Origin of the sequence: Meishania litoralis, assembly GCF_042611095.1 — a bacterium.
GTDB classification, from domain to species: Bacteria; Bacteroidota; Bacteroidia; order Flavobacteriales; family Flavobacteriaceae; genus Meishania; species Meishania litoralis.
Map to the genome: position 1 here is coordinate 1,281,817 of NZ_JBHFPV010000001.1, position 12,704 is coordinate 1,294,520.

Below are 12,704 nucleotides of genomic sequence, written 5' to 3' on the forward strand. Positions count from 1 at the left end.
TTTTTGTATGGAAAAACAAGTGCCAGTGCGAATGATTTTATTAATTATCTTCCGCACTGAAACGCGACCGAAGATGTTGAGATCGAAAGATACCCTGGTTACCGCCTTTGCCCTTTTTTCATTGTTCTTCGGAGCCGGAAATTTAATTTTACCCCCGCTACTGGGTTTCAAATCAGGAGGACTATGGTGGTTGGTCGCTTTCGGCTTTTGCCTTTCAGCCGTCCTGATCCCCATTTTCGGAATATTGGCCCATGCAAGATTGCAGGGCACCATGTTCGACTTTGCTCGCAAGGTATCGCCTACATTCAGTGTCGTTTACTGCTATATCGTTTATGTCATTGCCATAAGCCTACCTTCGCCGCGCACGGCCTCGGTAACCCATGAAATGGCGATACAGCCCATTTTCGGTTCGCCCTCGCTCTTGACGAGCGTTGTTTACTTCGCACTGGTCTTTGTTTTTGTGGTCAACCGTTCGAAGATTCTCGACATTGTCGGTAAGATCCTGACCCCGGGCATTATTATGATCTTGTTTCTCATCATCGGAATTACCGCATTCGATTATGAGTTCACTTTCGGGAAAACGGTTTTTGCGAGTCCGTTTACCGATGGTATTCTCGAAGGCTATCAAACTTTCGATGCCATCGGCGCGGTAGTGGTCGGGGGGGTCATCATCATCTCCATCAATATCAAGGACAAAAAAGCCTCATTTGCCGAAAAGAAACAATTGATACGCCATGCCGGATGGCTGGCCGGATTCGGACTCTTTTTCATCTACGCCGGACTCATATTGACCGGAGCCCTGATGGGTGCCGAATTCGATCCCGAAATTTCAAGGACGACCCTTTTAAGCGGAATCGCCTCAAAAACTTTGGGCAATCCCGGAAATCTCTTTTTAAGTATTTTGGTGAGCCTTGCCTGTTTTACTACCGCCGTAGGCATCGTCACCGGAACCGCCGATTTTATCAAACACCGTTTTGGCGGTTCGCGACAGGCCTATCTGATTACGTCAATTATCGGCTGTTTTCTTGGCGTGGCCATGGGGCAATTCGATGTACATTATATCATTGCCGTTGCCGTACCCGCCTTGATGTTTATCTACCCTATTACGATCGTGTTGATCTTGCTGAACGTCGTACCCGAACGTTTTGCATCCGAAAAAGTATTTCGGGCGGTCATTTTCACTACCATACTTTTTAGTGTTCCTGATTTTTTGGGGAGTATAAGCCCCCTAACCCCCAAAGGGGGAATACTCGATTGGATACCTTTACAAGAATACAGTATGGGGTGGGTGTTGCCGGCTTTGGTGGTTTTTGTTATTATTAATAACATTGATTATTGGCCGCGCTCCAAAAACAACTCCTAAGGTCTTTAACGTTACCCTTTCAATTGAAACGATTTAAGTATCTTAGAGTAAATGATCATATGTAATTGTTATAAGCAATTTTAACGAAAAGATTCCCTTAAATGTGGCAAATAATACTGGATTTCATAGTTGTTTTCTTTCTCATTTTTTTATCCCGAATTGCATGGATAATAGGAAAGAAGAAAGAACAGAAACAGATTAGATTATTCTTTAAGTCCATATCCATTTTCATATTACTTCACTTATTGGTTTTTCCTTTGATTTATATGAAGCTAATTAATCAAAATGAAAATAGCATTAGGATTGAAAAGAATATTATCTCATTTGAACGTAATGAAAAAATGAAGCAGGCATTTGAACAAAAAATGGAAATAGAAAATAGATTAATTAAAAAGCATAAACCAGAGTTGACTGACTTTACAAACAAGTATTCTAATCAATTATCTCAAATTCCATGGAACTATCTAGATAATAAAAGAATTTTAAAATTTGACTCTTTTATGGTCACAGGAAAAACAATGCGGCAGGAAATACCTGGAGGACATGATTATAAGGAAATTGAAATTTATGACCATAGTAATATCAAGTTATTGGAACTAAATATTTTCAATGATAAAGAAAACCTGTATGATATTATTAAACAATATTTAACAGAACTCGAAATTGATAAAAAGAGAATTAACAAGAAAATAGACGATATCGAAAAAAACAAATTTTGGAATTATAGACAAATTTTACCGTATACTTTGAATATATTATTTACAGATAATTTTAATCCACAAAGTCGAATAGCCAACTTTATCTATTTCCTTCATAATATTGTGGTTCTAGGTTTCTTACTTACAATTATTATTAATTTATTTCAGTTTTATCTACTGAATAATAAATAAAAACCGCTTACAACAAAGAACTGAGTAAAAAAACAAGTTCTTTTAGTTCAATCTCGATACATTGCTTCAACTATAAGATATTCTACTCAGAGTTTCTCCCCCTTCTTGGAATAAAAATAAAACGAACAGACCACCAAAATCAACATTACGAAAGGAAGGTAAGTGCCAATGGCCACACCAATTTCATAGGTCTATCTCCAAACTAATGGGGCAATGATCGCTCCCCATGATCTGATCATGGATCTCGGCCGATTTTACCCTGTCCCAAATGGCACGGTCGACCATAAAGTAATCGATACGCCAGCCCGCGTTTCTTAATCTGGCCCCAAAACGTTGGCTCCAAAAGGTATATTTATCGAAAGTATCGGGGTGTAGTTCGCGATAGCTGTCCACCACGCCAAGTGTATTAATCAAATGGTCCAGCCCATCAATCTCCACTTGCGTGAATCCCGACGTTTTGTTGTAGTTCGGTTTGGGGTTAGCAAGATCGTTCTCGGTATGGGCCACATTAAAATCCCCGGTAATGATCAAGGGTTTATCCTTCTGCAATTGCAAAAGGTATTGGGTAAAGTCCACATCCCAAATGGCACGGTAGTCGAGCCTTTTTAACCCATTGCCACTATTCGGTACGTACACATTGACCAAATGGAATTTTTCATATTCGGCGTGGGTGATCCGGCCTTCGGTATCATGTTCGATCTTGCCCATATCACGATCGAATGCAACGGGACTTTTCCGTGTCAAAATGCCCGTACCCGAGTATCCTTTTTTTTCGGCGCTATTGGTAAAGATTTCATATTCGGTAATATCCTTTAACGCCTCCTTTACCTGATCGTCCTGCGCCTTGGTCTCTTGAATACAGAAAACATCCGCATTAAAGTCGGCCACGACATCTTCAAATCCCTTTTTTACAGTTGCCCTGATTCCATTTACGTTCCATGATACCAATTTCATAACCTAATCTTTTTTAGTAGTACAACGTGAGTTCAATTTAAGACTTGACATTTTTATGTTCAAAAATCCATAAAATAAGTACGTGTTCCCTCGAGCGCAGTCGAGAGGTAGGTAAAATCCGATACTAAAATTAAGGTCTCGACTGCGCTCGACCTGACATTCAACCATAAAAAATTAAAAATCGGCATATAATATTGAAAAGCAAAGCTATATCGAGCTCACGTTAAAATATACTTTCCTTTTTATTATTCTTCGACACCTCGATTACTGTTGCCGTATTTTCACAAAATTCCCTAGTGAAATCACCTTAACAGAAAAACAATGGTCAAAATCACATTTTCCGTCCGGGTCAGAGTCCCCCCTTTTTGGGGAGTTAGAGGGGGCTTTGCATCAACGTCTCGATCTCTTCGATCTCGATGGGAATATTGCCCATCAAGTTAAAGGGCTCGCCGGTCGACTGAATGACCACATCATCTTCCAAACGAACACCCATTTGCTCACCGGGAATATAAATGCCCGGTTCTACGGTAAAGACCATGTTCGCCTTCATCGGGGTCTTGAGCTCGCCGTAATCGTGCGTATCCAAACCGATATGGTGGCTGGTACCGTGCATAAAGTATTTTTTATAGGCGGGCCATTCGGGATTCTCATTTTGAACGTCGGCCTTGTCGAGAAGCCCCAAGCCCAAAAGTTCAGAAGTCATGATCTTGCCACATTCTTTGTGATATTCGGCCCAAATGGTACCGGGCACCAACATTTTCGTGGCCTCGTTCTTGACCCGAAGCACTGCTTCGTAGACTTCTTTTTGACGCTTGGTAAATTTTCCGTTCACAGGAATCGTTCGCGTAAGATCGCTTGAATAATTGGCGTACTCCGCAGCGACATCCATCAAGATCATGTCGCCATCCTTACATTGTTGGTTGTTCTCGATATAGTGCAGCACGTTGGCATTGTTGCCCGAGGCAATGATCGGGGTATAGGCAAAGCCTTTTGAGCGGTTGCGCACAAACTCATGAAGCAGTTCGGCTTCGATCTCGTATTCCCAAACTCCGGGTTTCACAAAGTTCAACAATCTGCGAAATCCTTTTTCGGTAATGTCGCAGGCTTTTTGCATTAACTTGATTTCCTCTGGCTCCTTGACCCCACGGATCTGCTGCAAAATCGGATTGCTCTTGGCCACGCTATGCGCGGGATAATCTTTTTTGACCTTTTCGATAAAACGTGCCTCGCGGGTCTGGGTCACGACCGATTGCCGATAGTGTTCGTTGGTATTCAAATAGATCGTTTCGGCCTCGGTCATAAGGTCGAAGAAAATCTTATCGAAGTTGGAAAGCCAGTGTACAGTCTCGATGCCCGAGACCTCGGTCGCTTTTTCCTTGGTCAGCTTTGCGCCTTCCCAAACGGCGATATGTTCATTGGTCTCGCGAACGAATAATATTTCCCGATGTTTTTTATCCATGGCATCCGGAAACAAAACCAATATCGTTTCTTCCTGATCGGCACCGCTCAAATAAAAAATATCGCGATGTTGCTGAAAGGGCATCGTACTATCGGCACTTATGGGGTAAATATCGTTCGAATTGAAGATCGCAATGCTTTTGGGGGCCATTTGCGCCATAAACTTTTTACGGTTCTTCTTGAAAAGGGAATTCTGAATTTGTTCGTATTTCATTATTATCTGATTTGTTGCCTAAATGTAAGAATAACCTATAATTTCAGGTCGATCGACGCATAACTATTTTGTAAATTTAGGAGCTATTCAAATAATCTAAGGAACACTATGCGGATAAAACTTCGTTTCATTGCCTTGCTTCTGTGCATTCCCCTTTCCCTTGCCTCACAAACCGACCCTTCCATCTTTGAAAACCTGAAATTCCGTTTTATCGGCCCTGAAGGAAATCGCACCATTGCCGTTGCCGGAGTGTCGGGCGACCCCATGGTCAACTATATCGGGGCGGCCTCTGGCGGACTTTGGAAAACGACTGATGGCGGACTCAATTGGAATCCCATTTTTGATGATCAGGATGTTTCCTCGATCGGTTCGGTGGCGATTACTCCTACCAACCCTGATATTGTCTGGGTCGGTACCGGAGAGACCTTTGTAATTCGCCCGGCACATGCCATGGGTGACGGCATCTATAGATCCGAGGATGCCGGAAAGACTTGGAAAAATATGGGGCTCGAAAAGACGGGGCGGATCGGGCGGATCATCGTGCATCCTACGAATCCAGATATCGTCTATGCCGCGGCCCTTGGCCATACCTACGGGCCTCAACAAGAACGAGGGGTATATAAGACCACCGATGGCGGCAAGACCTGGAAGCGCATCTTTTTCGTGGATGAGAATACCGGTGCGGCCGAGCTGGCCATCGACCCTAAAAATCCCGAACGCCTTTTGGTCGGCATGTGGTCGATCCATATCAATTCATGGGGGCTGAACAGCGGCGGCCCCGGTGGCGGGGTCTATCGCACGACCGATGGGGGCGAGACCTGGGAGCCCCTTTCTAAATATGGTCTCCCCGGAGGTAAGGACAATCCGGTCGGAAAAACGGCCGTCGCCATTTCATACTCCGAACCCGACGTTGTTTATGCCCTGTTCGAGATTGAAAGTCCGGCATTATATCGTTCCGAAGATTTTGGGAACTCTTGGGCCTTGCAGACCCGCAACCACGACATCGGGGAACGGGCCCCATACTATATTCGCATGGCCGTTTCACCGAGCGACCCGAACGAACTTTATTTTGCCAACGTAAAGTTCAGTACCTCTAAAGATGGTGGCAAGACCATCAAAGGCGGATATAGTGCCGGAGGCGACAATCACGATATTTGGTTGGATCCCACCAATGCCGACCGTATGATGGTGGCCCATGACGGCGGTGCAAGTATTACCTTGAACCATGGCAAAAGTTTTCAGCGAATTGTATTGCCCATCGCACAGATGTACCATGTTGCCGTCGATGACCGAATACCGTATAACGTCTACGGAAACCGCCAAGATGGCTATTCGTACAAAGGCCCGAGCAATAGCCGGCAAGGTTATATTCCCCTTGGGCTTTGGTCGGATGTAGGCGGATGCGAAAGCGGTTTTGCCCAACCCGATCCTTTTGACAACGATATCGTTTGGTCGGGATGTTACGACGGCGGACTGGAACGCTTCAATGCCAGAACAGGCCATGCCCGCGAGGTACGTGTATGGCCCGAAGCGGCCTACGGTTGGGAACCCGGAAAACTGAAATACCGATGGCACTGGAACTTTCCTTTGGCTTTTTCGCCCCATACCAAACATCGGGTCTATGTGGGGAGCCAATTTGTGCACAAAAGTGATGACGACGGACAAAGTTGGCAGGTCATCAGTCCGGATCTGACCCTTAACGAAAAAACGCATCAACAAAGCTCAGGCGGTATCGCCATTGACAATCTGATGACCTTTGATGGATCCGTGCTCTTCAGTATCGTGGAATCTCCACTGGAATCCGGACTTATATGGACGGGCAGCAATGACGGGCAGGTGCAATTGACACGTGATGGCGGCGCAAATTGGACGAACGTTACCCAGAACATTCTCGATCTGCCAAAATGGGGCACGATTGCCAATATCGAAGTTTCCAGATATAAAAAGGGAACTGCTTATATCTCGGTAGACCTGCATCAAATGGGCGACTTTGACCCCTATGTTTATAAGACGGCGAATTATGGACAAAGTTGGAAATTGATTTCGGAAACAGTTCCAAAATCGGTACACAGCTTTGCCCACGTCATCAAGGAAGACCCGAAAAGGGAGGGCATGCTCTATCTCGGTGTTGATAATGGAATCTATTTTACAACAGACGACGGCGAAAGTTGGATGCGCCTGAAAAACAACCTCCCCCCCGCACCGGTATATTGGCTCGAGATCCAGGAAAGGTTTGACGATTTAGTCGTGGGTACTTATGGCAGGGGCTACTACATCTTGGACAATATTTCTCCCTTGCGCGAATATGACCTTGAGGCCAAAGGTAATGAGGCGCATCTTTTCAGCCTTCGGCCCGCCTACCGTTTTCAAAATGTTCAAAGTATCAAGACCGACGGCCCAAGCATGAACTCAGGAAGAAATCCCGACTATGGGGCCGAAATCAATTATTATTTAAAGGACAGTACCGATCAGAAAATAGAAATACAGATTTTGACCCCAGAGAATGAAGTTGTGCGAACCATGGAGGGAAAGAACAAACCCGGTGTCAATCGCGTCATGTGGGACCTGCGCTATGAACCTACCTTTAAGCCGAAGTTGCAGACCGCCCCCCCAGGAAGACCTTGGGTACAACTTAATGGCGAAGGCTGGCGCCCTTTGGTCACTTGGGACCTCGATCTGATGCGAGGTCAATACGGGCCAAAAGTGGTTCCTGATAGCTATAAAGTCAAATTGGTCATCGGGGAAGAAGAATATGTCAGGGAGGTCGAAGTACTGAAAGACCCGACGACCGAGGGCACTTTGGAAGACATAAAAAAACAGGTCGCCTTTTCGTTGGAACTGCGCGATGCCATGAACCTTGCCGTTACCATGATAAACGATATCGAGGAGATCCGGGCCGAACTTGAAACGCTTATCCCTAAATTAAAAAACAAATCGGATGTCGAAAAAGCAGATGAACTTCGGGTTTTGGCGGAATCAATTGCAGGCTCTCTATATGACATCCATTTGACGGGTGCGCGGGAAGATGCCTTTAGGTCACCGATGAAACTCTATGGGAGGTTAAGCGCCCTTGCCAGCGATATAACTGGAAACGGCATTGATTTCAAACCCACCGACCAACAACGGGAAGTATATGCAATTTTTAATAAGCGGTTGGAAGATGTGGACAAGAAGTTCAAAAAATTCATGGGCGTAGAGGTAAAAAAATTGAATGCCCAACTTAAAAAGAGCGAATTTCAAATAAAACTGGATAAAAAAATCAAATCATAAACTATTGAATTAAATATGAAAAGAATCACACCTTTTATAATCGCATTGTTACTTGTATTTTCTTGCACCGAAACTAAAAAAGAAGAGACCCGAGCCGAACTCTTTGCAAGGCTCGATGCAGAGATTAAACAAAATTCAAAGGCATACACCACATTGGAAGAAGCCACAAAAACCATCGGCCATCGTTTGACAGGCTCCGAAAACGGGGCCAAGGCCGAGGAATATACCTATAACAAGTTCAAGGAATACGGTTTTGAGGATGTTGCCTTCCAAACTTTTGAGGTCGAAGCCTGGGCACGGGATCAGGTGGCGCTCAAAATCAATGATGAGGATGTTAAAGTGGTTACTTTGGGCCATTCTCCCGTGGAAGCAAGTGTTACCGGCGAAATTGTCGATATGGGCAATGGATTGGAAGTGGATTATCAAAACAGTCCAGATGCGGTGAAAGGTAAGATATCACTGGTCTACATTGGTATTCTGGAAGGAAGTGAAGAAGGACTTACCAATTTGCACCGAAGCGAAAAAACCGCCTTGGCCATCAAATACGGCGCAATCGGCATTATCATCATCAACCAAGTCGACAATGGCGTTCTGTTGACGGGCACCGCATCGGTAACCGGGGAATTGATTCCGATTCCTGCGGTCTGTATCGGCAAGGAAGACGGAATGGCTTTAAAAGAGTCGCTAAAAAATGGCAAAGCTACAGCCGATATCGAAATGACCAATAAGAGCGACATGATCAAGGCAAGAAACGTTATCGCTACCTTGAAAGGAAGCGAATTGCCCGATGAGGTAATCGTTATCGGAGGGCATTTAGATTCTTGGGATCTGGCAACGGGAGCTATCGATAACGGTATCGGTTCGTTTGCGGTACTCGATATCGCAAGAGCTTTCAAAGCGAATAACCTAAGCCCCAAACGAACCATAAAATTTATGATGTTCATGGGTGAGGAGCAAGGACTTTTGGGGTCTAAACATTTTGTCAATGAGGCCATCAAAAACGGAACCATTGACAATATAAAGTATATGATGAACCTTGATATGTCGGGCAATCCTATCGGGATGAACGCAGGCGGAAAATTGGATGATGAAGCCTTTTTCAAATCTTTGGGCGAGGCCATACAAATGCAGGATACTATCTACAAAAACGATTTTTCAAACCGATCCGGTCTGCATAGCGACCACCAGCCTTTTATGCTTGAAGGCGTACCCATATTATCGGTACATAGCAACCTTGATCGTTCCATTTATGGGTGTTACCATTCCGATTGTGATGATTTTGATCTGGTCAACAAAGAACATATTACCAACACGGCCCGTTTTGGTACCATGATGCTTTATGGCCTCGCCAATGCGGATAAACTTCCCGCAACCAAAATGGATAGTGAGACTACCAAGGAATTCATGATCAAGAACAATCTTAAGGAAAAGCTGATCATCGGAAATGACTGGAAGTGGGACCAATAAAATCATGAAATTCCAAATGGCATGAATAGGATTATACTTGGACTAACGGTATCCGTTCTCGGAATCATAAGCTGCTTCGGACAAAATAAAAATACCGAAGAGTATTTTGAATTGGTCCGTCCGTTGTTTACAGGAGAATTGGCCTATGAAACCGTAGATTTCGTTGAGAAATATTGGCGCATCACAGGTAATACGGGGTTCAATAAAACCGTTTACAGAATTGCAGAAGAATTGGAAAAAGCGGGCTATGTTTTAGAGGAAAACGCCACGCAGTATGACCGATTGACCTATCGAATCGAAAAGCGGGCCATGGAAAATCCCACTTGGGAACCTGTAGATGCCTCAATGGCCATTATAGGTCAAGACACGGCGCTCTTAAATTTTACGACGAACCGAAATATGATCTACGTCAACTCGGTTTCGACCCCACCGGAAGGGATAACGGCCGAGGTTGTACATATTAAAAAGCCCGAAGAAATCGAAAATCATGATGTAAAGGGAAAAATAGTATACGCTACGTTTTCGGCCCATGGCATTTTTGAGGAAGCTATCATAAAACAGGGCGCCTTGGGTATTATAACCTATAACAATCCGAAATACCTACAACCCGAAAAGAATACGACTTCGATTCAATTTAGAAGCTTTCCGTATCAAGCAGAATCCACTGCATGGGGCATTGCACTTTCCTATGCTGCAAACGAAAAGCTTAAGAAAGCCATGGCCGAGGGAAAAGTAGTACTTTTTGTAAAAGTTAAAACGAAGATTTATCCATCCGAAGAACTTACTATTGTTGCCGACGTGAAAGGGAGCGAAAATCCAGATGAGCGATTGGTGTTCAGCGCGCACATTCAAGAGCCCGGGGCGAACGACAATGCCTCTGGTGTGGGCGCACAACTTGAGATGGCGGTTTTGACTGCCGATTTGCTAAAAAGCAAGAAAATCGATTTGAATCGCACCTTAACTTTTTTGTGGGGCGATGAAATAGTTTCTACCCATCGGTATATTACGGAGGATGCAGCTCGTTCCGAGAAAATAAAATGGGGCCTTAGCCTCGATATGGTAGGAGAGAATACTGCAATTACCGGAGGTTCTTTTTTAATTGAAAAAATGCCCGACCCAAGTGCCATTTGGACCAGGGGCAATGATAAACATAGTGAATGGGGCGGTGAGGTCATGAAACTCTCTGATATGAAACCCCACTACCTCAACGACTTTATGTTGACAAACTTTAAAAAACAAGGGGAATATGCAGATTGGGAAGTAAACACCAATCCCTTTGAAGGGGGCAGCGATCACATACCGTTCCTAAAGGCCAATATTCCAGGGCTGTTGCTTTGGCATTTTACCGACCAGTTTTACCATACCGATAATGACCGTATGGACAAAGTTTCACAAGAAACCCTCAAAAATGTAGGTACGGGCGCATTGGTAAGTGCATTTACGCTGCTGAATTCAGACACCGATACCGCTTTGGGCCAATTGGCCGCTTTGGAAAAAGCGGCGGAAAACCGAATCGAAGAAGAATTACAACTGAGCCTTGAAAACATCAAGGCAGATGCTAAAATTGGGCAAGAAGTACAAATTATCGAAGCTTGGCGAGATTGGTATTTGAAGGCGATGCAAACGCTGACCGATATGGAAAATACCCCCAGCGAAAAATTGGCAAAAGCCATCGAATCAGCCCAAAAACAACTTAAGGCTTCTGTGGAAAAAGAGATCAAAAACTTGAAAAAAACTAATTGATGACTGCATATTCCTTAAGGTCTTTTGCCTTCATCTCAATGATATTGACATCCAGTGAAATTGGAACCAACGGCTCATCGATCGTATCGCGGGGTACATTGACAATGGCATCCACCACATCCATTCCCTTTATCACTTTGCCATATACCGTATAATCACCATCCAAACGGTGCTCGCCATTCTTATTCTGCACGATATAAAACTGGCAGCGTGCCGAGAGTTTTTCCGCGTTACCGTCTCTACCGGCCCCAAAAGCACCATAATCGTGCAACAGTTTTTCACTAAACTCTGGAGCCAAAAGATATTCGGGGTCATTGAACCCTTCGGGAGTGTCGGGGCAACCGCCCTGGGCGACAAAATCGGGAATGACCCTATTGAAGGTCAATGAGTCCCAATATCCGTCATTGGCCAATTGAATAAAGCTTTTTTTATGGTTTGGGGTTTCGTCGTGCAGCCATATCAAAATTTCGCCTTTCGGGGTTATAATCTGACCAACTTCATAAACCTTATCGTTGGGACAAGATGCCATCAAGAGCAATAACGGTAGGAATAATTTATACATCTGAATACTATCTATGGCGAAGATAAAAAAAGAGGCCCATTAAATGAGCCCCTCTTTCTAGTTTAAGTTGGTCAATTTAGCTTTTGCCCATTGCATTTTTTATGGCGCCTATAATAGCCATGAGAACGCCGCCGCCAACGCCACCTCCGGCGACACTACCTAGAATACTTGAAAGATCCATTCCACCGGCCGCATCGGCAACTGCTGTAGGATCACCCCCAGCTCCAATACCCAACATACCCAAAAGATAGCCTCCAAGACCACCTCCTAAAATTCCTGAAATCGAATTCCCAACCGTTCCGAGGGAAAGGTTTTTTAATAATTTTCCTGCTACGTTGCCCCCTAGGGCACCAGAAATTAATTGAATGATTAACGGTAAGTACTCCTCCATTTTTTTACGAGTTTAGTTGTTTATACATCAATAAATTAACAAAATTTTAAGTTGATATGCAATACCAAATCCAATTATTATGGAAATGGCAACAACATATTTGACCGTACATTTATTCCTTTCATCCAATATATACTTTACAGAATAACATTCATGCGCAGTTTTCCAACTTTTTTTTGGTAAAAGTAGATGGCCAAGGCCTAAACAACCCCATTGCGCCAAACCGACCTCAAAGTCGGTTTCAAACTTCAGCGCTTTCAATTAACAAATTGATTTTTACGATTTATAACCTAGACCATCGGTGAAATGCGCGTGTATTCCAATGTAAAGGCAACCAATTCGTGTCAACAAACCCAATAGTCTGTTCTATAACTTCCCTGAATACTGAAAAT

General features: G+C 44.0%; 9 protein-coding genes. 5 read left to right on the plus strand and 4 right to left on the minus strand.

The genetic code is table 11. From position 1 onward, the window contains the following. Positions 1–73: 73 nt before the first annotated feature. Together brnQ and ACEZ3G_RS05765 are read left to right on the plus strand one after the other, a co-directional pair. The gene (gene brnQ / locus ACEZ3G_RS05760; protein ID WP_432424494.1) at positions 74–1,363 is read left to right on the plus strand and encodes a branched-chain amino acid transport system II carrier protein; all 1,290 of its coding nucleotides are present in this window, start codon (positions 74–76) and stop codon (positions 1,361–1,363) included. Positions 1,364–1,464: 101 nt separating this feature from the next. Then, positions 1,465–2,253, plus strand: coding sequence for a hypothetical protein (locus ACEZ3G_RS05765; RefSeq protein WP_432424495.1), 789 nt, complete (start codon positions 1,465–1,467; stop codon positions 2,251–2,253). Positions 2,254–2,436: 183 nt separating this feature from the next. On the opposite strand, the gene ACEZ3G_RS05770 is transcribed toward ACEZ3G_RS05765, so the two are convergent. Beyond that, positions 2,437–3,207, minus strand: coding sequence for an exodeoxyribonuclease III (locus tag ACEZ3G_RS05770; RefSeq protein ID WP_432424496.1), 771 nt, complete (start codon positions 3,205–3,207; stop codon positions 2,437–2,439). 373 nt (positions 3,208–3,580) lie between these two features. After that, entirely contained in the window at positions 3,581–4,879 is a 1,299-nt protein-coding gene (locus ACEZ3G_RS05775) for an aminopeptidase P family protein (RefSeq protein WP_432424497.1), read from the minus strand. Between the two features lie 108 nt (positions 4,880–4,987). Here ACEZ3G_RS05775 and ACEZ3G_RS05780 point away from each other — a divergent pair, with 108 nt between their 5' ends. Genes ACEZ3G_RS05780 through ACEZ3G_RS05790 form a run of 3 tightly spaced genes read left to right on the plus strand, consistent with a single transcriptional unit; the run spans position 4,988 to position 11,359 of the window. Next, the gene (locus ACEZ3G_RS05780; RefSeq protein ID WP_432424498.1) at positions 4,988–8,149 is read left to right on the plus strand and encodes a WD40/YVTN/BNR-like repeat-containing protein; all 3,162 of its coding nucleotides are present in this window, start codon (positions 4,988–4,990) and stop codon (positions 8,147–8,149) included. Between the two features lie 15 nt (positions 8,150–8,164). Then, positions 8,165–9,616 (plus strand): M20/M25/M40 family metallo-hydrolase, encoded by a 1,452-nt coding sequence (locus ACEZ3G_RS05785; protein ID WP_432424499.1) that lies wholly within the window; start codon positions 8,165–8,167, stop codon positions 9,614–9,616. Positions 9,617–9,637: 21 nt separating this feature from the next. Then, a complete protein-coding gene (locus ACEZ3G_RS05790; RefSeq protein ID WP_432424500.1) occupies positions 9,638–11,359 on the plus strand; it encodes a M28 family peptidase in 1,722 nt (573 codons plus the stop codon). Here the strand turns inward: ACEZ3G_RS05790 and ACEZ3G_RS05795 are convergent. Both ACEZ3G_RS05795 and ACEZ3G_RS05800 read right to left on the minus strand, forming a co-directional pair. Next, a complete protein-coding gene (locus ACEZ3G_RS05795) occupies positions 11,352–11,921 on the minus strand; it encodes a peptidylprolyl isomerase (RefSeq protein WP_432424501.1) in 570 nt (189 codons plus the stop codon). The two genes, ACEZ3G_RS05790 and ACEZ3G_RS05795, sit on opposite strands and share 8 nt — an antisense overlap. 76 nt (positions 11,922–11,997) lie before the next feature. Next, a complete protein-coding gene (locus ACEZ3G_RS05800; RefSeq protein WP_432424502.1) occupies positions 11,998–12,312 on the minus strand; it encodes a hypothetical protein in 315 nt (104 codons plus the stop codon). Between the last annotated feature and the right edge of the window lie 392 nt (positions 12,313–12,704).

Bases quoted from the DNA above. Each gene is read 5' to 3' on its own strand.
- ACEZ3G_RS05795 (WP_432424501.1), bottom strand. From the start codon at position 11,921: ATGTATAAATTATTCCTACCGTTATTGCTCTTGATGGCATCTTGTCCC.
- ACEZ3G_RS05800 (WP_432424502.1), bottom strand. From the start codon at position 12,312: ATGGAGGAGTACTTACCGTTAATCATTCAATTAATTTCTGGTGCCCTA.
- ACEZ3G_RS05785 (WP_432424499.1), top strand. From the start codon at position 8,165: ATGAAAAGAATCACACCTTTTATAATCGCATTGTTACTTGTATTTTCT.
- ACEZ3G_RS05790 (WP_432424500.1), top strand. From the start codon at position 9,638: ATGAATAGGATTATACTTGGACTAACGGTATCCGTTCTCGGAATCATA.
- ACEZ3G_RS05770 (WP_432424496.1), bottom strand. From the start codon at position 3,207: ATGAAATTGGTATCATGGAACGTAAATGGAATCAGGGCAACTGTAAAA.
- ACEZ3G_RS05765 (WP_432424495.1), top strand. From the start codon at position 1,465: ATGTGGCAAATAATACTGGATTTCATAGTTGTTTTCTTTCTCATTTTT.
- ACEZ3G_RS05780 (WP_432424498.1), top strand. From the start codon at position 4,988: ATGCGGATAAAACTTCGTTTCATTGCCTTGCTTCTGTGCATTCCCCTT.
- ACEZ3G_RS05775 (WP_432424497.1), bottom strand. From the start codon at position 4,879: ATGAAATACGAACAAATTCAGAATTCCCTTTTCAAGAAGAACCGTAAA.
- brnQ (WP_432424494.1), top strand. From the start codon at position 74: ATGTTGAGATCGAAAGATACCCTGGTTACCGCCTTTGCCCTTTTTTCA.